The sequence below is a fragment of the Marinomonas sp. BSi20584 genome (assembly GCF_002792415.1).
GTDB lineage: Bacteria > Pseudomonadota > Gammaproteobacteria > Pseudomonadales > Marinomonadaceae > Marinomonas > Marinomonas polaris.
In genome coordinates this window covers 69,032-90,358 of record NZ_KZ454870.1, presented here as the reverse complement: position 1 = coordinate 90,358, position 21,327 = coordinate 69,032, and the positions used below count along the sequence as shown (strand labels likewise).

Sequence of the window (21,327 nt, the reverse complement as noted above, 5' to 3'; positions counted from 1 at the left end):
TTTATAGAAGAGGAACTAGACAGCGATGTCGTAGTTCTCATCAAAGTAGCTTTTTGCTTCTGGCATATCATCTTCTTTGGCGCATACGTCACGAATGGCACGTTCTAGAATATCAATACCTTGTTTTAGATCTTCGTCACTAATAATAAGAGGACAAAGGAATTTCACTACTTGATCATCTGCACCAGAGGTTTCGATCATCAAACCATTTTGGAAACATTTTTTGGTAATCTTGCCAGCTAATTCACCGCTTACACAGTTGATGCCACGCATCATGCCTCGACCTTGAAGTGTGAAGTTACCTTCACCAAATTCATTGACGATGGCTTGTGTACGCTCATGAATATACTCACCTTTACGTTTAATCTCTTTTTCAAACGCATCATCTTTCCAGTAAGTTTCAATAGCTACTTTTGCAGTAACGAATGCAAGGTTATTACCACGGAAAGTACCGTTATGCTCGCCTGGTTTCCACTCATCCAATTCAGGACGCATTAGAACGACAGCAAATGGCAAACCGTAACCGCTCAATGATTTTGACATGGTAACAATGTCAGGTTTAATACCAGCGTCTTCAAAGCTGAAGAAAGTACCAGTACGACCACAACCTGCTTGAATATCATCGACGATCAATAGAACACCGTGTTTTTTGCAAACTGCCTCTAAGTTCTGTAACCAACCAAAGCTTGCAGCATTAATACCACCCTCACCTTGAACCGTTTCAACAATTACAGCTGCAGGTGTATCAACACCACTACTAGAGTCTGACAATACTTTGTCTAGGTATTCAGTTGTTTCAATGCCTTCACCCAAATAGCCATCAAACGGCACGGTAGAGACCCCAGCACCTAGACTAGTACCCGCTGCGCCACGATGATGTGAGTTACCCGTTACCGATAATGCACCCAAGCTACAACCATGGAAACCATTAGTAAAACTAATAATATTTTCACGACCAGTTACGTTACGAGCTAGCTTAAGCGCTGCTTCAACTGCATTCGTACCAGTAGGTCCAGTAAACTGCACCATGTACTCTAGATCACGAGGTTCAAGAATATGCTTTTTGAATACTTCAAGAAATTCGCCCTTGGCTTTGGTATGCATATCTAGACCATGTGTAATGCCGTCGTCTAGTATGTATTCCACTAATTTTTCTTTAAAGATAGGGTTATTGTGGCCATAGTTCAATGTACCTGCACCCGCCAAGAAATCTAGGTATTTGTTACCTTCTTGATCGAATAAATACGCGCCTTGTGCACGGTGAAAAACACGTGGAAAAGAGCGTGCGTAAGATTGTACTTCTGATTCGATTTCGTCAAAAATTTTCATATTGTTATCATCCTTTAAGTTCATAAATAGTAATTTCAGTACGAGGATAGAAAGCAAAAACTGAGAGTGAAAATATGATTTTCTGACTCATCGCATTCCTAACTCGCTGCATATAAATTCGTTGAGCTTGTGAATTCATATGGCTTTTTGATTTATAGGCTTCTTAATTTATGGGCTTTTTTATTTACGGGAAATGGACCAATCCTGACTAGGTACTCGGTATCATGCTGTCCTTTGAAGTGATCTTCTTTGTCAAACATCACAGATTCTTCTAAAGGAGCCTCTAGCTGGTCAGCAAGACGACGAAACAAAGCCCATGAACCTTCATTTGATGCCGTAATGCTTGTTTCTATGTAACGCACACCTGAACAGCTGGATCGTTCAAGTAATGATGAAACCATTTTTTTCGCCAAGCCTTGGCCGCGAGCTTTTTCACTAACAGCAACTTGCCAAACAAACAGGGTATCTATTTGGTTAGGAATAATATAACCAGACACAAACCCCAACATTTCACCGCCTTCAAGGCTAGCCGCGACCGACGTTTCGCTAAAATGGCTAGCTTGCAGCAAATTACAATATACCGAATTGGTGTCTAATGGCGGACAAGATGCCACCAACTGATTTACTGCCATTCCATCTATCGCACTAGGTTTAGTAAACACAATTTTTTCTGAATTCATAATCACATCCATTAGAAAACAAAGCATTATTAACCAGCTAATTTTACAAATCAGGTAACTATAAATAACTATAATGACTGATTTATATGAAGTTAATGTTACTTAACTGATTTTTAAAATCAAATTGATTTGATGTCTAATCATTCTACCTGAAAGCAATATCAAGTCCAGACTTTTATTTAGAGAACTAACCATTACAGCCATAACATTTCTCTTAAAGCTAGACAGGCTCTAGGATGAAAAGCACACACTAAATAGCGAAAAACATCATAAAAGAACATTTTTAGTTGCATATCCGCATCGAAATTCGGAAAATCCCGCCCCTATTCGGAGTTTTGCTTATCAGCATTCATTCATGCTGGTGAAGTGGGAAGCATTGGTATGGGTAAAAAAACCAGCTCCGATCGCTGTTTATATATTTTGCTTTCAATTATTTAGAGATAACTATGACAAATAAAACATCTATCCAAGGCTCGTGGGCGAGTCGATGGATATTCATTTTAGCGGCAACAGGTTCCGCTGTAGGCTTAGGCAACATCTGGAAATTCCCTTACATCACTGGAGAAAACGGTGGTGGGGCATTTGTTCTTGTTTATTTGGTTTGCATCTTGCTAGTCGGCATTCCAATCATGATGGCTGAAGTGTTTATTGGTCGTCGTGCACGCAAAAACCCTATAGACGCTTTAAGTGACGTCGCTGAAGAATCTGGAAGCTCCAAATCTTGGGGGTTAATCGGTTTAATGGGAATGCTGTCTGGCGTTCTTATCTTTTCATTTTATTCTGTTGTTGGTGGCTGGGTGCTTTATTACATTAAAGTCATGCTAACAGGTGAAATGAATGGCATTTCCTCTGATGATGCTGGTGCAGCCTTCGGCGCGCTCCTTGCTGACCCAGCAACACTTTTAGCTTGGCATACACTGTTCAGCATTATGACGGTAGTTGTGGTTGCTGCGGGTATCAATAAAGGCATTGAAACTGCGACTCGCATTATGATGCCAGCCTTGTTTGTACTGCTAATTATCTTACTTGGCTATGCGATGACCACTGGCGGTTTTGCGCAAGGTTGGAATTTCATGTTCGAGTTTGACTTCAGCAAGTTAACCTGGAACGCAGCTTTGATTGCATTAGGCCATTCGTTCTTTACCCTATCTTTGGGTATGGGCACCATCATGGCTTATGGCTCTTACATGACCAAAGATGCGTCCATCGGTAAGACTGTATTGGCTATCGGTGCACTGGATACGCTGGTCGCTTTGGTTGCTGGCTTAGCTATCTTCCCAATCATCTTCTCTAACGGTATGGATCCTGCGGCAGGTCCGGGCTTGATGTTTATTTCTTTGCCCGTTGCCTTTGGTCAAATGCCTTTCGGTCAGTTGTTTGGTGTTTTATTCTTTGTCTTAGTCGGCGTAGCTGCATGGACCTCTGCGATTTCCTTGCTAGAACCTACGGTTGCCTTCTTGGTTGAGCGCTTCAAAATGAAGCGTATCACAGCGTCTATTGGCTTAGGCATCGTGGTGTGGGGATTAGGCATTGCATGTCTAGGCTCATTCAGCTTTATGTCTGATGTAACCTTCTTCGGCAAAAATACTTTCGATTTCTTAGACTACATTACAGCAAACATCATGCTGCCATTAGGCGGAATTTTCATTGCACTGTTTGCAGGCTGGATCGTTAAGAACAAGTTTGCAAAAGACGAACTAAACTTGTCTGACACTGTATTTAAACTATGGAATTTTTCGATGAAGTTCACCGCGCCAATCGCGGTTGCTGTTGTGCTGTACTTCTTGATAAATCCTATGAAATAACACTTAAATAATTTAAGTGTTACTAATCTAGCTTTAATACAGATACCGAACCCCACTAGCGTACTGTGCCGGTGGGGTTTCTTTTTATAGAGACTGAAAACCTGTAGAGACTGAAAATCACATCGATCTTAACGCGTAATTTTCCCCTGCTGCTTGAATTGTCTTACTCAATTCAGACGCAACGTCAGCTTGTTGAACTTTATTCCAAACAATCTCATGAAAATAAAATGCTACGGTATTAATCGCAGGCTCTACGATTGCCACTAAACCACCCACTAACAAACTCCCCGTAATGAGATACGCAACAGAGAATGCTATTGAAAAATGCATAATTGCAAAAGTCATTGTTTTAGCCATGTTGAATCCCCTTCTTTCTTTAGTTTGATTAAAAGAAGAGTAAGTCAGACCAATCTATAAGAAAAATATATTATAGGTATAAATCTAATAGTTTTTTACTTTGAAATCTTCTCCATGAAATCAATCACACCTTCCAACACCTCAGAGTAGACTTTAACCTTTCCAAGATCCGTTACATCAGAGTTATGAGCAGCCAACCAAAAACTCGCACCAATCACTGCAACTGGCAACTGCCATTGCTGCATTTGATTAATCAACTCCTCCGCTTTATTGACCAATTCATTTTCACAAAAAACCAATACAGATTGGGCCTGAACACCTTCGACCAAGCTAGACCAATCGTTACTATGCTGTGTATTTGGAACGACACAACAAGACAAACCTTTGTCTAATAAAATAGCTGCTGCCATGAAGCACCAAAGGCTGCGCTGGGAAACTAATCCGGTAATCAACACCTTAGGGGCATTCTTCTGCTGTGTTTTAAAATTACTCACACGAGCGATTAAACACGACAGCACCACTGACTCACAAAATGCCAAGGCAGCACCTTTCCCCAACTGTTCGAAGCTTGGTAACAACCAATCTCGTATAGCGATTTCAGCAGGATATTGAGAAAAAATTTGCTGGTACATCTGCTCAATTTTATCTTCTTGAAAAGCCCTTGCCACTTTTACCAAGGACTCTTGCCATTCCAACCATTCGTTTGACGGAACAACGCCATCGAACGTCGCGCCTTTCTCCAGCAAAGCTCGCACCTTACTGACAGCCACACCCTGTTGAATCCAGCGTAATATAGCTTCTACGCGCTGCACATCGCCTTGATCATATAATCGATGACCCTTGTCAGTGCGCTTTGGCTTTAACAAGCCGTAACGTCGCTCCCAAGCTCTCAATGTAACGGAGTTCACCCCAGTTCTTAAGGATAACTCGCGAATGGGAAAATATTCAGAGCCGTCCAATAGCGCTAATTCATCTAAAGGCTCTTGGTTTTTTGCTTCCGCATTTTGATTTGACTGACTCATACATTTTTCCAATAAATCATCATTCATCTAAGGCAATAAACCCATTGTGACCTAAACTTCTATAACAACAAAAAACCAAACCATCAAAAAAAAACTATACAAATATTTTTTTGTACAAGTAGTTGCTTTTCTTATACGATTTTCTATATTGTATAAGAAAAGCAACATAAACACTGGGAAAAATAAGATGAACACATTAACTACCGGTCAAATTCACACTCCAACCTTTGACATCGCCATTGTTGGCGCAGGTCTGGCTGGCTGCTTGTGTGCGCATTTGCTCTCCCAGTCAGGCCAATCCGTTTGCGTAATAGACAAAAGCCGCGGCAGTGGTGGTCGAGCTAGCAGCAAAAAACTAGAAGGCGACATCAGTTGTGATCTCGGTACGCCTTATGTTGTTGCTAAGCACCCAGACATACTTAATCTGTTCAAACAACTTACCAAAGAACATGTGGCAGCCCCATGGAAACAGCTTAGTAAAGCGGGCTCACAAGCCTTTGTTGGTGTACCAAAAATGAGCGCCATCACTCGTCACTGGGTTCAAAATGCCAGCTTCATTACTAACACTCGTATTCAGCATTTGGATCAGATAACACAACAAGGCGATGATCAGCCAAACTGGTTATTAAGAGATGATAAATATCAGCCTGTCGTGATTGCAAAAAAAATAATCATCGCAGCGCCAGCACCACAAGCAGCTTCAATACTGTCTTCACACGAGAAACTAGCCGTGCTGCTACTGAGAGCAAATCAGGCTAGCGCGTCTTATCAATCACAGTGGGCTATGTGGTTAGAAACAGAATCTTGCGATTTAAATGCACTGATTGAACCTAAAAACTCCCCAATCAAACGCATGATAAAAGACAACTACAAGCCAATGCGCCACAGTGAAAAAGTCGACCGCTGGGTCATCCATACGGATTCTAACTGGACGAAGCAACACCTAGATTCAGATAAAGAATGGATCACTCAAACTTTGCTGCAAGCTTTTGCCGAAATAACCGAACACAGGATTTTAAAACATAGCGAGCCGCATCGTTGGTTTTTCAGCCGATTTGCCGAAAATAAAGGTAATAATCCCTTTGCTTGGTCGCCTGAGCACAATGTAGGACTAATCGGTGACTGGTTATGCCAAGGCGATGCAGAAGGCGCATTACTCAGCGCAATGTCTCTCATTAATCATATTAAAGATTCAAAATAGAACAATGACGTTGTCCATTGGAGGACTTATCTATGCCGCATTCTCAACCATCACCAGATCAGCTAACACATAAGATTCCTGTCGGAATTAGTGCCTGTTTATTAGGTGAAAACGTACGCTACAACGGTGGACACAGTCATTCCGATTATTGCGACAAAGTACTAAGCCATTATTTTGATTATCAAAAATTCTGCCCTGAAGTTGCTGCTGGATTTGGTACGCCTCGCCCAACACTTCGCTTAGAAGGCAATCCAGACGAACCAAGAATGGTCTTCAGCAAAAACTCTGAAGAAGATGTTTCTGACGTATTCATGGCTGCGTCTAACAAGTATCTGGAAAATCTATCGCATTTGGATGGCTACATCTTGATGAAAAAATCCCCAAGCTGCGGTATGGAACGTATCAAGGTTTATCAAGAAAATGGTCATCCTCACATGCAAAGAAGTGCAGGTCTTTTTACCAAAGCACTGCAACAGCGCTATCCATTATTGCCAGTGGAAGAAGATGGTCGTTTGAATGACCCAGCGTTAAGAGAGAATTTTTTATTACGCGTTTTTACCCATCACGATTTTCGTCACAGTATGGGCGAAGACGCTCGGATGAAAGACCTTATTGCTTTCCATAGCCGTTATAAATATATGGTCATGGCGCATTCTCAACCGATTTATCGCAAACTAGGACGTATGCTTTCAGGTAATGATCCAAGACCTTTTAACAAATTAAAAACAGCGTACTTTGAAACCTTGATGACAACACTCTCAAAACCAGCAGAGCGTAAAAATCATTGCAATGTACTCATGCATCTTGTGGGTTATTTAAAGCACGCTGTGGATGTGTCCGTTCGAAAAGATATTTTGGATGTGGTTGAGCAGTACCGCCGTGGCGAAGTTAATCTTGCCACACCTGTCACCTTGCTCCATCACTATCTAAAACATTACGGCAGTGAATACATCAACGAGCAAAGCTATTTCATTCCATATCCATCGCCTCTTGGCATCCGTAATACGGTTTAAGGTAGCGCAGTAGAATGAAGATTACACATCTGGTTTGGTTAAGAAACGACCTTCGCTGTCTAGATAATCCAGCTCTTTATTTTGCTTCTTTAGAAGCGAATTCAGCTAAAGAAAGCATTGCCGTTATTATTACTCCCACACCAGCACAGTGGGCACAACATAACGAATCAGACGCTAAAACAGGGCTTCGTGCTGGACTAATCAAAAACTTAGCAAAGACGCTGGCAACGCTTGGCATTCCACTGCATATCCTTGAGGCTAAAACCTTTGATCAGCTTCCGGATATAATCACAGAATATTGTCTCAGTAATAATATCAAACACCTTTGGTTTAACCGCGATCTGCCTATTCACGAGCAACAGCGCGATAAAGCAGTATGCGAGCAATTGCAACAACACCAAATTAGTGCTCATGTTCAGGCGACAGATATTATTGTTCCTCAAGATGTACTTAGCCAGCAAGGCACACCATTCAAGGTCTTCACGCCCTTCTTTAATCGATGGGTAGGCATGCTCGCTCAGCAAGATATAACGCCCCTACCAGCGCCTGAGCCACAGGCTAAAGCGTTGCCAGAACCCAATTTTGATCTGACATGGGAGAAACCATTTCGAGAGGATTTATGGCCTGCCGATCACGATACAGCCAAACAAAAACTTTGGCAGTTCTGTCACCACAAAGAACACCATTACCAAGAAGGCAGAGACTATCCGATTGAACCTGCTACCAGCACTTTATCACCTTATCTTGCACTTGGAGCTTTGGGCCCAAGACAATGCTTGGAAGCGATTTTCTACATATGTAATCAAGAGGAAAGACGTTGGCAAGACAGCATTTGGTTAAAGGAACTCGCATGGCGAGATTTCTACCGTCAACTGATGTCACACTTTCCTTTTCTTTGTAAAAGCCAGCCGTTTAAAGCGGAAACAACCGCGTTGATTTGGCGACAAAACGAAGAAGAGTTTCAGGCATGGTGCGAAGGTAGAACAGGTTTTCCTATTGTTGATGCCGCTATGCGTCAGCTTAACCAAACCGGTTGGATGCACAACCGCTTAAGAATGGTGGCTGCTAGCTTCTTTACCAAACTTATGTTTGCAGACTGGCGCAGAGGCGAAGCCTATTTTATGAGCAAATTGATCGATGGTGAATTCGCTGCAAACAATGGCGGCTGGCAATGGAGCGCATCAACAGGATGTGATGCTGCGCCCTACTTCCGTGTTTTCAATCCAACCAGACAATCGCAAACCTATGATAAGAACGGTGATTTCATTCGACGTTTTGTGCCTGAACTCGCCAAGCTAGATGCAAAGTCCATTCATGATCCAAAACCGGAACAAAGAAAACAATGCCATTACCCAAAGCCAATTATCGACTATAAACCTGCAAGACTAGCGGCTATCAAGGCATTTGATGAATTAAAAGGACGTTAGGCTAGGCGTGTTTTTCTAGTAACCATTTCAAGCATGTTGGCAAAACAGAAAAATACACCTATACTTTGAGCTGTAATATTTCTCAAACTAAGCTTTTACAGATCAAAACAAAATCATACAATCCGTAAAATTTTTTGGATTAATTAATTGCTATGCCTGATTCACCACAACACTTACACGATGTTCTTGTCCACTTACGACGCATTATCCGTGCTACAGATCTACAATCTAAGCGCGTTGTAAAGGCCTGTGGATTAACAATTCCTCAAATCATGGTGCTTCGCTCTATTGAAGAACTGGGCGATGTGACTGTACGAAAAATCTCTGACAGTGTGTCCCTCAGTCAAGCGACTGTGACGACCATACTTAACCGCCTAGAAGATAGGAAATACGTGGAGCGTGTTAGAGCTCAGAAAGACAAACGTATCGTTAATGCTCGCTTAACTTCCTCAGGCATGGAAATACTAAAAACCACGCCACCGCTTTTGCATGAAAAATTCATCGATGAATTTGATTCTCTAGAAGGCTGGGAGCAGACTCAAGTACTCTCTTCTTTACAACGCATCGCCATGATGATGGATGCAGAGAATCTAGATGCTGCACCTTTACTGGATATCAATTCACCTGATGCGTTAGTTTAAAAAGCGAACTCAACTAATCAAAATGGCCGCTAATTAGCGGCCTTTTTGATTTAATGTAATACCATCAAAACCATTATTTTAAATTCAGCACATCCTGCATATCATACATACCAGCTGACTTACCTTCCAACCAACCTGCTGCACGCACTGCACCTTTAGCAAAAGTCATACGGCTACTCGCCTTGTGAACAATCTCAATACGCTCACCTTCAGTTGCAAACCACACACTGTGCTCTCCAACCACATCGCCAGCGCGAATGGTTTCAAAGCCAATTTCTTTTTGAGTACGGGCACCAGTCTGACCTTCTCGGCCATAAACTGCACAATCTTTTAAATTGCGCCCTAACGCTTCAGCAACCACTTCACCCATACGCAGTGCCGTACCAGAAGGAGAATCTACTTTGTGACGATGATGAGCTTCGACAATTTCCACATCATATTCATCGCCCAAAATCCTTGCAGCAGTAGCAAGCAGCTTAAGGGTTAAATTCACACCAACACTCATATTAGGAGCAAAAACAACCGAAGACTGCTGAGCAGCCTCGTTTAACTTCGCTTTTTCAGCGTCATTTAGACCAGTTGTTCCAACCACGATGGCTTTTTTGTGTTTAGCACAGAAAGCAGCATTTTCTAAAGTTAACGAGGGAGTTGTGAAATCAATCAAAACATCAAAATCATTTACACAATCAGCTAATGAAGCAACGGCTGCAACACCCAACTTACCAACACCAGCAATCTCACCTGCATCTGCACCAATCAAGCTACTACCAGGCTTTAAAATAGCCGCGCCTAAGGATACACCTTCGGCATCATGAATGGCGGTGATTAGATTTTTTCCCATGCGCCCTGATGCGCCAATGACTGCTACTCGCATTTATCTACTTCCTCAATTTTGTCTGCGCAAACCATAACAAAAATTCACTTGAATCTCAGCATTAAAAATCAATAAGACCTACTGCAAAGTATAAAAAAGGAGCCGAGGCTCCTTTTTTATACTAATAGGCAAGTTGATTAAAATATTTCGTTTGGTTTCAGCTCATCAACCATATTTCGATCAAATTCAATAACACCATCTGACGGTATCTCGTCTACCGTATTACGCATTTTCGGGCGAGATGTATCATTTTGCTTAACAATAATCTCTACACGTCGGTTAGTCGCACGATTCGCAGGCGTATCATTGGGCACCAGAGGACGTGTATCAGCATAACCCGTTACAGCAAATCGACCTTGATCAAGTTGCCCGGTAGAAAACAGCTCCTCAGCCACAGAAATAGCTCGCGCCGATGACAATTGCCAATTCGAACGGAATCGACTACTTGCTATAGGAATATTATCAGTGTGTCCTTCTACCGAAATAGTACCTTGAATTCCAACAAGTACATCACGAATCAAGTCAATAACCGGAATGAAATCATAATTTAATTCAGCAGAACCCGACTTAAATGACCCCTGATCCTTTATCCGAATAGTAATAGTCTGTTCTTGTGTTTCAATTTCCACCGTACCTTTTGAAATCTCTTCTCGCATCACAGAGGCTATCATTTGAGCATCGCCTTCTGTTTCTTGAATTTTCTTCTCTTTTTCAAGATCAGCTTTAGATTTATCGACAAAGGTTACTGGTGCAGGTGAACCTGAATTACTTTGCTCTTTTAGTTCTGCATCACCAGGCTTACAAATAACTTCAAGCGTATTTTCAGGTGTACTGTCTGCTTTTTGTTTAACTTCATTAATTGGTGTCGGTTCAGGACGACCAGGGCTAAACTCCTGTGCAATCACAGAGGTTCCCATAGGAATAGATTCCGCTTCAACTTCACGCTGTACACCAAATGCCACTTTCAATGATCCTGCAAGTTGCTTAAATTTCAAAACATCCATTTCAGCGAATGACAGCAAAAGTACAAAGAAACACATCAACAAAGACATGAGATCCGCAAAAGTTCCCATGTAAGCAGGTAAACCCTCTACACATTCGGGGCAATCTGACTCTTCTTCATCACTCATTATCGAATCCGTTTACAACTAAAATATTATTCACGCTCAATTCGCTTACCTTCAGCTATGTAAGTTTTCAATGCGCCATCTAAAATACGAGGGTTCTGACCAGACTGAATAGCAAGCAAGGCATCCAAAATCAACTTCTGACAGGTTAATTCTTCATCGGCACGAATATTCAACTTCGCCTGTATAGGTAAACACACCATGTTGGCTAGCATGGCGCCATAAAGAGTGGTCAACAAGGCAACAGCCATTGCAGGGCCGATTGCTTTTGGGTCAGACATGTTTGCCAACATCTGTACCAATCCAACCAATGTTCCTATCATCCCCATCGCAGGACCCACATCACCAAAAGCTTTAAATACTTTCGCTCCAGCACTATGCCGATAATAAGATTGGTTCATATCTTTAGATAGTTGACTTCTCACAACATTACCGTCGTGACCATCCACCAGCATTTGAATGCCTTTTGATAAAAATGGATGACTTACTTCTTTACCTTCTAAAGAAAGCAAACCACCTTTACGCGCTTCATCAGCTAAACCGTAGATTTCATCGATCAATGTGTCTAACGGAATGCTTTTAAACATAAAGGCTTTTGCCGCAATTTTGCCTGCGCTAAGAAATTGACTTAAAGGATATTGCATCAAAACAACAAAGGTAGAACCAACTAATACAATCAGCGTTGACGCAGTGTCGATGAACATCCCTGCTGACCCACCGACAAAAATAGCGGCAATAATTACTATAAAAGATCCAACAAGTCCTATTAACGTTGCGATATCCACACACGTCTCCTAACAAAAAAGCTATAATACTACTGATACATTTTAATGATTCTATACGAAACAAAGCGGAAGAATGACATCTTCTTACATGATTTTTGTAATTTTCGTTAACACGTCCTCGAACAGTAGGTCATTTTCTGTTACAAAACGTAGGTTCAAACAAGAGTAATCATCATGTCTAGAAAAACCAATGTCCGTCATTTTGAAGAAAACCTCAGCGAATTAGATACGCTAGTCACTCAGCTTGAGTCTAATCAGCTTTCTCTTGAAGAGGCACTAAAAGCCTTTGAAAAAGGTGTTAAACTTAGTCAAGAATGTCAGTCTGTTCTCACCCAAGCTGAGCAAAAAGTTCAAATACTGTTGGAAAAACAAGATGGTGAGCACCTAGAAACTTTTGACCCGGAATTAAATTCGTGACTTTAGACGATTTTTCTCAATATGCTCGCCATAGAGTTGATGACTACCTTACACACAGTTTAGGCCAATACGAACCCGCTACTCATCTACAAAGTGCCATGGCATATAGCCTATTCAATGGTGGTAAACGCGTTCGCCCTATGTTGACCTATGCTGCCGCATCCTTATTTGGCGAAGCTAACAATCTTACTGACGCCAGTGCAGCGGCGATTGAATCAATCCATGCCTATTCCTTGATTCATGATGATCTACCTGCCATGGACGACGACGATCTACGTCGCGGCAAACCCACTTGCCACATACAGTTCGATGAAGCGACAGCCATACTTGCTGGTGATGCACTGCAGACTTTTGCCTTTGAATTATTGAGTGACTCGAAACATCAAAACACTAAAGTGCAACTACAATTGATTCAAGAACTTGTCCACGCTTCTGGTCGTCATGGTATGGTCACAGGGCAAATGATTGATTTGGCCAATGTTGGCAACAACATCAATATTGATGAACTTGAGCAAATGCACCAACATAAAACGGGCGCACTTATTCGAGCTAGTATTCGTATGGGAGCTATCAGTACTGGTGCCAAAAGCGAAGCAGATTTTGCTGCTCTAGATGCTTATGCCGTAGCAATTGGCCTAGCTTTTCAAGTTCAAGACGACATCATTGATATCACCAGTGATACAACAACGCTGGGCAAAACTCAGTTCTCGGATGAAGAGGCAAACAAACCAACTTATCCTAAGCTGCTTGGTTTAGCTGGTGCTCAAGCGCTAGCTCAAAGCCTACATAGCCAAGCCCTTACAGCGATTTCGCCATTTGGTGACGCCGCTCAGCCTTTAGTTGAGCTTGCGAACTATATTATTGGTCGTAACCACTGATATACTTACCCGCTTTTTTTAGATTAATTAAATGTGACCAAACCTGTGCCGATGTTCGAAGAGATACCTACTGCGCGACCTGACACGCCGCTACTTGATGAAGTCAACTCACCAGCTGACTTACGCGCCTTTAAAAAAGAGCAATTGCCAGCTCTTGTCCGCGAATTACGAGAGTTCATGCTTTACAGTGTTGGACAAACTGGCGGCCATTTTGGCGCAGGTCTTGGTGTCGTAGAACTTACGGTTGCCCTACATTATTTATACAACACACCAGAAGATCGCATTGTTTGGGATGTAGGTCATCAAGCCTACCCCCATAAAATTTTAACGGGTCGTCGTGAAGCTTTGCTCAACATTCGACAAGAAAACGGTATATCCGGATTCCCCAAACGCGATGAAAGTGAATACGATACTTTTGGTGTTGGTCATTCAAGTACGTCTATTGGTGCTGCACTGGGTATGTCTCTCGCTGCACGACAACTAAAAACTGGCCGCAAAGCTGTTGCTATCATTGGCGACGGCGCTATGTCTGCTGGCATGTCATTCGAGGCACTTAATCACGCAGGTGATGTTAAAGCTGATATGTTGGTCATTTTAAATGACAACGAAATGTCCATATCAAAACCAGTTGGCGCGCTATCCAGTTATTTTGCTCGCATTTGGGCTAGCAAGACCTACGACAATATTAGAGAAGGTGGTAGAAAAGTCTTTTCAGGCTTACCCTCTGCATTAGAACTCGCTCGTAAAGCCGAAGAACATATGAAAGGTATGGTATCGCCAGGGATGATGTTTGAAGAGTTAGGTTTTAACTATATAGGGCCAATTGATGGTCACGATATGGATCACTTATTAACCACTATATCTAACTTAAAAGATCGAAAAGGTCCTCAATTCCTTCATGTCATCACAAAAAAAGGTAAAGGCTTTGAGCCAGCTGAAGGTGATCCAATTGGCTATCACGCTATTAATAAAATCGAACCGGATCCAAAACCTAACGTAGAAAAAAGCAAACTGCCAAAATACTGCAATGTCTTTGGTAAATGGGTATGTGATGCGGCAGAACAAGACGATAAGCTTGTCGCAATTACTCCTGCAATGAAAGAAGGCTCAGATCTAATTGATTTTGCTGATCGCTTTCCAGAAAGATACTTTGACGTTGCTATCGCAGAACAACATGCAGTGACATTAGCTGCTGGAATGGCATGCGATGGCGTTAAACCCGTTGTTGCGATTTACTCGACCTTCCTACAACGTGCTTACGATCAGCTTATTCACGATGTGGCTCTACAAAACCTTGATGTCTTATTTGCCATTGATCGAGCAGGTTTAGTTGGCGAAGACGGCCCCACTCATGCTGGTGTTTACGATTTAAGCTATCTTCGTTGTATTCCAAACATGGTTGTTATGGCTCCGTCAGACGAAGACGAATGCCGTAAAATGCTACAAACTGGCTATGAATACAAAGGCCCAGCTGCAGTACGTTATCCGCGAGGAACAGGCCAAGGCGTCGACATTGAATCAACACTGAGCACACTTAAAATAGGTAAGTCTCGTACGCTACGAACAGGGCAATCAGGTATTGTTATATGTGGTTTTGGTCGCCCTACTTACGATGCACTAAAAGCAGCGAATACATTAGACGCAACCTTGCTCGACATGCGCTTTGTTAAACCGATCGATGAAGAAGCGTTACTTACTCATCGTGATGCAAAGCTCATCGTCACCGTTGAAGAAAATGCCATCATGGGCGGAGCTGGATCAGCAGTTAGTGAGTTCCTAATTGCGAATAACATAAACATTCCAACGCTTCACCTTGGTCTTCCAGATCAATATGAAGAACATGCTAGCCATGCTTCCATGCTAAAACGCGTAGGACTGGATGCAGATGGTATTCAGAAATCCATCGAGTTAAAACTGACCCATTTGTAATCACAAGCCATTAAAAATAAGGCCAGATTAATTCTGGCCTTATTTTTTAGTCTGTGGAGGCATTTAGTCAGCCATTTATAATCTCGACTACTTATAATCCTGACACGACATCACAATTTTTTTAGAAAGTGTCATAGCGCTATGACTTGTGTGATAAGCCGCTTCATTAATAAATAATGGATACGCGGTATAATCCCCCTGCCAAGTAATCTTTTCTCCAGCAAACGTTTCCATTACCACCTGACCAGGCTCTATTGGCTGAAAGTCTTTCTGATCAACCAGACTAGATACCAAACCTTCTCTTTGTCCATTTTCGTTAACTGGCAAATGTAGATTTTCAGAATATTGAAATGCATCATATTCATCTGGTATTTCTAAAGCTGTGCCGCTATTACAAAGCTCAACAAAGTCCAAAATATGCTTCGTCAGTTCCTCCATTAAACCCAGGGTTTCTTGTTGAAGCACTGAATTTGGTTGGGGCCCTACTTCGACAGTTACACCTTGCTGAGCCACAGTAAGTAAGAAGTTCTGCTTTTCCTCCGGCACATTATCTTGAAAATAGATATTGGCGTGTGGCATCCGATGCTTTACATAACCACCTAACAAAACAGTGAAGGCATTTTTACGTTGTAACATCAAACAAGCTCCCATATTTGATGTTGTATTATGTAAATCAATCAAAAACTCGTAGGGGGAATTACCTTTAGGACCAAACTCAATATTAATTTTTTTAGCCAATAACGCTTCGTACCCTGTCTTATCCATATCATCAAGGCCAACACCAAACTCACGATTCAGATCTGTTTCAATATAACGAACGGATTGCTCACAGGCTCTTGGATTAACAATACGAGCGGTAATATCCAATGTATCCCATTGCTTCAATGTTTGTTGAGCCAACCATTTTTTCACCAAATAAATACCGGATAATTCATTTCCATGAGTGCCACCAATTAAGGCAATACGCTGCATTTTTTTCATATTCACTTATATCTCCAAAACGCCGCACAACATCCATAGTGGCGGCGCCATTTAATTAAAACGTTATGACCAATTCGTATACTGAGCAAAAACAAGAAATATCCAACTAAGCACATAAACCATTATAATGACCGGAAAAATAGTCTTAACCCATTCAGAAAAGCCCACTCGTGCTAATGCCAGCATGGCTAAAGTGCCGCCAGACGTTGGAATGATTAAATTGGTAATACCATCACCAACCTGAAAAGCGAGAATCATTACTTGGCGACTAATACCCACCAAATCAGCAAGAGGAATGAGAATCGGCATAGTCACTAAAGCTTGACCTGAACCACTTGGGATAAATAAGTTGATTATTCCTTGAATCACACTGATGGTGACTGCAATAAGCGCATCCGGCATGAAATCGATCAGCAAATTTAAGGTGTGCACAATAGTATAAATAATTTGCCCATCTTCAAGTACGACCTTGATTGATGCTGCCAAGCCAATAACCAAAGCACCAGCAGTCACTTTCGAAGCCCCGTCAATCATATGTTTTACATATTGATTCGCCCCGATTCGACAAATAGCAGCAATGACAATAGACATAACGATAAAGACAGCAGTGATTTCTTTAATATACCAACTACGGCCTAATACGCCCGTTCCAGCGAGATAGGAACACCCAGCAATAACTACAATACCTGCTAAAAAAACCAACATAACGCAGACATCACGAGAGTTCATACGATAGTCAGAAAGCTGTTTGGACAGTTGATCCGATGTAGATTCTTCTGCTTTAGCTTTTGGCGCAACAAATTTAGTGATGTACCAAGCCAATAGACTTAGAGACAAAAAGGTCAGAATACACCGCAACAAAGCACCAGAAAAAATAGGTAAGCCCGCAATACTTTGAGATACACCGACGGTATAAGGATTAATAGGAGAGAGAGCAAAACCGATACCGATACCGCCTATCGCAATACAGGCGCCAACAAGGTTTTTATAGCCAAGCGCACTGGATACCAACAAGGCCACAGGCACCAAAGCAATGTTATTTTCAAAACCAACAGCGATACCAAACACACCATATAAATAGGTCGATAACCAAATAAGTAAATTACCGCGCTTAAGTCCTATACGCTTAACCGATGTTCCGACAAAATTTTCCAGTGCATTAGTACGATATAAAATATTAAAGAGACCGCCAGCAATAAATACAATAAACAGATACTGCGCAGATTGAATTAGCCCTTGTGGTATAGCCACAAAAATATCAAAGACATTATTCACCACTGAAGCAAGAGTGTTACTGCTAGTATCCTCAGCTAAATAATGAAACGATCCCGCAACCACGCGTTGCCGACCATCAACTTTTTCCAGGTCATAAGCTCCTTTTGGCACTATCCAAGAAAGCGCACTGGCCACCAATAAAATATAAAATATCAGCACCATTGGATCTGGCATTCTTAAATACCAAGCCCGCTTATCTTTTATCTGACTCGAATAGCTTTTATCTTCATTAATATCCGGCACAATAGTTCCCCACATTTTGTTTTTTTATATCCGCATTTTTTGCGAACTTATGAATAATGAGCTCAATTAAGAATAAATATTTCACATATAAGCTATTCGAACAATAGCCATTTATGTATAGTTATATTCGAAAAAACTATGAGCTATAGCAATGCAATACAAACAACTTCAAGCATTTTTAGCTGTTATTGAGAAAGGCTCTTTCTCTCAAGCAGCCATGACACTGCAAGTATCTCAGCCATCAATAAGTCGACTTATCAAAGACTTACAGGACAGTATTGGCTTTGAATTATTCCAAAAACAAAAAGGAAGAATGATTCCAACAGCCGAAGCCATGGCTTTTTACGAAGAAGTAAAAGGTGTTGTTCATGGCATTCATCATCTAGAAAATTTTGCAGAAAATTTAAAGCAGTCGACCCATGGAAACCTGACAATTGGCTCAACTCCTGCGCTAGCAACTCAATTAACTCCGACTTTAATACGTCATTTTGTCGACGAAAATCCAGATGTTCACATCAGTTTATTAACAGACAGTGTTGATCAACTAATGAGAGGGTTAAGGCATGCCAAATACGATCTAATTCTTACGAATCATGCAGACTATCATTCGGGTTTTATTGAAGAACCGTTAATTGATGTTGATTGGGTATGTGTTCTACCAGAAAGCCATCCTTTGGCACAAAAAGATGTGATAACGCCTACAGATTTAAATGGCGAAAACCTTCTAAAGTTGATTGATGAAGATGGTATGGAATGGCACAGCCATAAAAGCTTGTTGAAAGAACACAACATTAAAATCCGCTCACAATTTTCTACTCAACGCTCACTTTCAGGATATGGAATGGTAGCTGCTGGACTCTGCATTGCGCTCTTAGATCCCTTTAACGCTAGCATGTGGACTGGACTAAATGTTGTAACTCGGCCTTTTAGACCACAATTAAAATATCGCTACACCATGTATTATTCTGCGGACCATATTCGAAGTAAATTATCGAGAGAGTTTTCGGCTTGTGCAAAGCGCAACATTAAAAAAATGCCTCTATATAAAAGCATTAAATAAACTCACTTATGACATTAAAATCAAACATAACGCTAAAAAATCTAGCGCTATGTTTGAATAAGAAGAAGCTACTGTTAATTAAGAACTAGTCAATTTCAAGCCCACTATTCCAGCGCAGATTAAGCCAAGACTGATTAGCTTTAATGTCTGGGCTGATTCATCAAACAACAAAATACCCAGTATTGCTGTGCCAACCAAACCTATGCCAACCCATACTGCATAAGCCACACCTACAGGCAATGTTTTCATCGCCAAACCAAGTAATACAAAGCTAACAATCAATGACAAAATAGTCCCTATCGAGGGCCATAACTTGGTAAAGCCCTCGGTATATTTCAAGCCAATAGCCCAACTTACTTCCAATAACCCTGCAATGACTAGAATAAACCAGCTCATAAAAACACCTCATATTATGAGGTCGTCCTCATTATTAATTGGAGCGGTGAGGTCGTCCCCACATCATTAGTCTTTAACATTATATTTTAAGAAACGTCTTGCCTAGCTCGAACTATCGCAGAATCTACAGCAGACAAAGCCTGCGGACTATTTTTCCAACAGGTTGTTCTCAACATCGAAGCAACCATACCAGCGATATCTTTGGCTTCATAAGCAGCCAGTTTTTCGAATGAATCAATACCGATTTCTTCAAAACGCTTAATAACGGTAGGCCCAACACCTTTCAATTCAAGTAATGCTTGTTTCTCTTGCTCTGAAAATGCCATGTTTAAAATCTCTCCCTCAGTTAACATTTATCCTTTAGATCTGCCCGTTTAAAGCTGTCAATTAAACCATATTATGTAGTCCGTGGCGCAAACATAATAATAGCCATACCTAAAAGCGCCACAGCAGACCCAATCATATCCCAAGTGGTTGGACGAATACCGTCAACAATCCACAGCCATAAAACAGCCATAAAGATATAAACGCCACCATAAGCGGCATAGACTCTTCCTGATGCAGTTGGATGCAAAGTCAGCAGCCAAGTAAATACAGCTAAACTTAACGCCGCTGGCACTAGTAACCAGATCGTTTTCCCTTCACGCAACCAAAGATAAGGCAAGTAACAACCGACAATCTCTGCCAATGCCGTCAGCATAAAAAGACTTATTGTTTTTAACTCAGGCAAAAAAGAGTTCCTTCTAATGATGTGGTCAACGTGCCAGACACATAGGTACAAAGCGAATGCCATTAAAATCAGCCTCACTTCCTGTTGCCTCAAACCCATAAGATTCATAAAAGCCAACCGCATTCACCGACGAACGCAGGCTGATTTCTTTAGCTTCTGACGTATCTAATAAAGCATTAAGGAGTCGCTTTCCTATCCCCTGACCTTGCAGCGATTTAGACACAAATAAGTGAGTAAGATAATTGCCATCGCGTAACGCACCAAAACCAACGATTTCGTCAGCACAGACGACTTTAAGTGTCTGAAAGCGCGTTGTATCAAACGTTGTTACAATATCTGGCAAAACACGCGCTTTGTACTCAGCCTTACCTTGATCATTAAAATTAGGCAACACATCCACAGCAGATACTTGGCCAATAAAGTGCTTAACAAGTTCCAAATCAGCCATATCAACTTTCTGAATATCCATTTCTACTCCGTAATTACTGAATCTATAGTCGACAGTGTTTCGCCAAAAATGCCAGTTTACAAGCTAAATGCAAAATACAGAACGCAGTTCGGAGACTTTTATTGAAACAGCTAAATTGAGAAGACTTCTCGTGATGAAGGAATAAAGACAAAAATGGCCTAGCCGATCTATTGATTACAGATCGGCTAGGCCATTAAAGATGGACAGGATGAATTATTAAGCTGATTTTGCGATACGTTTGTTACTCATATAAATCATTGTGATGGCACCAATTAATAATAAAATGGCAACATATCGATTACTGTCTAATGGAATAATATTGTTATCTAACCAACCAAAATGATCGATGATCAAACTCATGATCAACTGACCAGAAATTGTACACACTGTCGCCGCTGCGATACCGATTTTGGGCACAGCAAACACCACGATCAACATGTACATTACGCCAAATAAAGCCCCACTAAGTTGCCATTTTGGCGCACTAAAAAGGGTGACCTCATGGTTCGATTCAAAGAAGAAAAACAATAAGAACGAGATAGCGAAACCAATCACAAAAGTCAGCCAAGCACTGGCTATCACGCCAACACTATTACCAAGACGTCCATTAATTGAAGATTGTACAGACAGGGCAACACCGCCCAATATCAACATAAAAACTGCGAAAAATACGGTCATACTATTTGCT

23 protein-coding genes are annotated in these 21,327 nt (G+C 41.4%); 9 read left to right on the top strand and 14 right to left on the bottom strand.

What is annotated here, in order from left to right; genetic code table 11:
• Positions 1 to 15: 15 nt before the first annotated feature.
• A complete protein-coding gene (gene ectB, locus TY87_RS03215; protein ID WP_100185963.1) occupies positions 16 to 1,329 on the bottom strand; it encodes a diaminobutyrate--2-oxoglutarate transaminase in 1,314 nt (437 codons plus the stop codon).
• 152 nt (positions 1,330 to 1,481) lie between these two features.
• Entirely contained in the window at positions 1,482 to 2,009 is a 528-nt protein-coding gene (gene ectA, locus TY87_RS03210; protein WP_232617052.1) for a diaminobutyrate acetyltransferase, read from the bottom strand.
• Positions 2,010 to 2,455: 446 nt separating this feature from the next.
• Between ectA and TY87_RS03205 the strand changes: the two genes are divergently transcribed.
• Positions 2,456 to 3,814, top strand: coding sequence for a sodium-dependent transporter (locus tag TY87_RS03205; RefSeq protein ID WP_072839562.1), 1,359 nt, complete (start codon positions 2,456 to 2,458; stop codon positions 3,812 to 3,814).
• A 117-nt stretch (positions 3,815 to 3,931) separates the two neighbouring features.
• On the opposite strand, the gene TY87_RS03200 is transcribed toward TY87_RS03205, so the two are convergent.
• The gene (locus TY87_RS03200; RefSeq protein WP_072839561.1) at positions 3,932 to 4,171 is read right to left on the bottom strand and encodes a DUF2061 domain-containing protein; all 240 of its coding nucleotides are present in this window, start codon (positions 4,169 to 4,171) and stop codon (positions 3,932 to 3,934) included.
• 95 nt (positions 4,172 to 4,266) lie between these two features.
• A complete protein-coding gene (locus TY87_RS03195) occupies positions 4,267 to 5,193 on the bottom strand; it encodes a MerR family transcriptional regulator (protein ID WP_232617051.1) in 927 nt (308 codons plus the stop codon).
• A 187-nt stretch (positions 5,194 to 5,380) separates the two neighbouring features.
• On the opposite strand from TY87_RS03195, the gene TY87_RS03190 reads away from it, so the two are divergent.
• From TY87_RS03190 to TY87_RS03175, 4 genes are all read left to right on the top strand, one after another.
• Positions 5,381 to 6,394, top strand: coding sequence for an NAD(P)/FAD-dependent oxidoreductase (locus TY87_RS03190; protein ID WP_100185960.1), 1,014 nt, complete (start codon positions 5,381 to 5,383; stop codon positions 6,392 to 6,394).
• A gap of 32 nt (positions 6,395 to 6,426) precedes the next feature.
• Entirely contained in the window at positions 6,427 to 7,407 is a 981-nt protein-coding gene (locus TY87_RS03185) for a YbgA family protein (RefSeq protein ID WP_100185959.1), read from the top strand.
• A gap of 14 nt (positions 7,408 to 7,421) precedes the next feature.
• Positions 7,422 to 8,834, top strand: coding sequence for a deoxyribodipyrimidine photo-lyase (gene phrB / locus TY87_RS03180; RefSeq protein WP_100185958.1), 1,413 nt, complete (start codon positions 7,422 to 7,424; stop codon positions 8,832 to 8,834).
• A gap of 152 nt (positions 8,835 to 8,986) precedes the next feature.
• The gene (locus tag TY87_RS03175; RefSeq protein WP_072839556.1) at positions 8,987 to 9,475 is read left to right on the top strand and encodes a MarR family winged helix-turn-helix transcriptional regulator; all 489 of its coding nucleotides are present in this window, start codon (positions 8,987 to 8,989) and stop codon (positions 9,473 to 9,475) included.
• Between the two features lie 73 nt (positions 9,476 to 9,548).
• Here the strand turns inward: TY87_RS03175 and dapB are convergent, their stop codons facing one another.
• The 3 genes from dapB to pomA form a co-directional block, all read right to left on the bottom strand.
• Positions 9,549 to 10,349 (bottom strand): 4-hydroxy-tetrahydrodipicolinate reductase, encoded by an 801-nt coding sequence (dapB, locus tag TY87_RS03170; protein WP_100185957.1) that lies wholly within the window; start codon positions 10,347 to 10,349, stop codon positions 9,549 to 9,551.
• A 137-nt stretch (positions 10,350 to 10,486) separates the two neighbouring features.
• Positions 10,487 to 11,479, bottom strand: coding sequence for a flagellar motor protein MotB (locus TY87_RS03165; RefSeq protein ID WP_100185956.1), 993 nt, complete (start codon positions 11,477 to 11,479; stop codon positions 10,487 to 10,489).
• Between the two features lie 26 nt (positions 11,480 to 11,505).
• Positions 11,506 to 12,261, bottom strand: a complete 756-nt coding sequence (gene pomA, locus TY87_RS03160) for a flagellar motor protein PomA (RefSeq protein WP_072839553.1) — start codon at positions 12,259 to 12,261, stop codon at positions 11,506 to 11,508.
• Between the two features lie 174 nt (positions 12,262 to 12,435).
• Here pomA and TY87_RS03155 point away from each other — a divergent pair, with 174 nt between their 5' ends.
• The 3 genes from TY87_RS03155 to dxs are packed head-to-tail and all read left to right on the top strand — an operon-like array spanning position 12,436 to position 15,485.
• Positions 12,436 to 12,678, top strand: a complete 243-nt coding sequence (locus TY87_RS03155) for an exodeoxyribonuclease VII small subunit (protein WP_072839552.1) — start codon at positions 12,436 to 12,438, stop codon at positions 12,676 to 12,678.
• The gene (gene ispA, locus TY87_RS03150) at positions 12,675 to 13,556 is read left to right on the top strand and encodes a (2E,6E)-farnesyl diphosphate synthase (protein WP_100185955.1); all 882 of its coding nucleotides are present in this window, start codon (positions 12,675 to 12,677) and stop codon (positions 13,554 to 13,556) included. The genes TY87_RS03155 and ispA overlap by 4 nt, the downstream gene beginning before the upstream one ends.
• A 51-nt stretch (positions 13,557 to 13,607) precedes the next feature.
• Positions 13,608 to 15,485, top strand: a complete 1,878-nt coding sequence (gene dxs, locus TY87_RS03145) for a 1-deoxy-D-xylulose-5-phosphate synthase (RefSeq protein ID WP_072839694.1) — start codon at positions 13,608 to 13,610, stop codon at positions 15,483 to 15,485.
• Positions 15,486 to 15,572: 87 nt separating this feature from the next.
• Here dxs and TY87_RS03140 read toward each other — a convergent pair whose 3' ends face one another.
• Entirely contained in the window at positions 15,573 to 16,466 is an 894-nt protein-coding gene (locus TY87_RS03140; protein ID WP_100185954.1) for an aspartoacylase, read from the bottom strand.
• A gap of 63 nt (positions 16,467 to 16,529) precedes the next feature.
• On the bottom strand, positions 16,530 to 17,984 hold the full coding sequence (locus TY87_RS03135; RefSeq protein WP_198432022.1) for a YfcC family protein: 1,455 nt from the start codon (positions 17,982 to 17,984) through the stop codon (positions 16,530 to 16,532).
• 151 nt (positions 17,985 to 18,135) lie between these two features.
• Between TY87_RS03135 and TY87_RS03130 the strand changes: the two genes are divergently transcribed.
• Positions 18,136 to 19,044: a LysR family transcriptional regulator gene (locus TY87_RS03130; RefSeq protein ID WP_100185953.1), complete on the top strand. Its 909-nt coding sequence runs from the start codon at positions 18,136 to 18,138 to the stop codon at positions 19,042 to 19,044.
• A 78-nt stretch (positions 19,045 to 19,122) separates the two neighbouring features.
• Here the strand turns inward: TY87_RS03130 and sugE are convergent, their stop codons facing one another.
• The 5 genes from sugE to TY87_RS03105 form a co-directional block, all read right to left on the bottom strand.
• Positions 19,123 to 19,440: a quaternary ammonium compound efflux SMR transporter SugE gene (gene sugE / locus TY87_RS03125; protein ID WP_100185952.1), complete on the bottom strand. Its 318-nt coding sequence runs from the start codon at positions 19,438 to 19,440 to the stop codon at positions 19,123 to 19,125.
• 86 nt (positions 19,441 to 19,526) lie between these two features.
• Complete coding sequence (locus TY87_RS03120; RefSeq protein WP_012068855.1) at positions 19,527 to 19,766, bottom strand: hypothetical protein; 240 nt, start codon at positions 19,764 to 19,766, stop codon at positions 19,527 to 19,529.
• Between the two features lie 71 nt (positions 19,767 to 19,837).
• Positions 19,838 to 20,170: a YnfA family protein gene (locus tag TY87_RS03115; RefSeq protein ID WP_072839548.1), complete on the bottom strand. Its 333-nt coding sequence runs from the start codon at positions 20,168 to 20,170 to the stop codon at positions 19,838 to 19,840.
• Positions 20,171 to 20,195: 25 nt separating this feature from the next.
• Positions 20,196 to 20,639 carry a GNAT family N-acetyltransferase gene (locus tag TY87_RS03110; RefSeq protein ID WP_100185951.1) on the bottom strand — a complete coding sequence of 148 codons (444 nt, stop codon included), beginning with the start codon at positions 20,637 to 20,639 and terminating at the stop codon, positions 20,196 to 20,198.
• 216 nt (positions 20,640 to 20,855) lie between these two features.
• Positions 20,856 to 21,317 (bottom strand): DMT family transporter, encoded by a 462-nt coding sequence (locus TY87_RS03105; protein ID WP_100185950.1) that lies wholly within the window; start codon positions 21,315 to 21,317, stop codon positions 20,856 to 20,858.
• Positions 21,318 to 21,327: the final 10 nt, after the last annotated feature.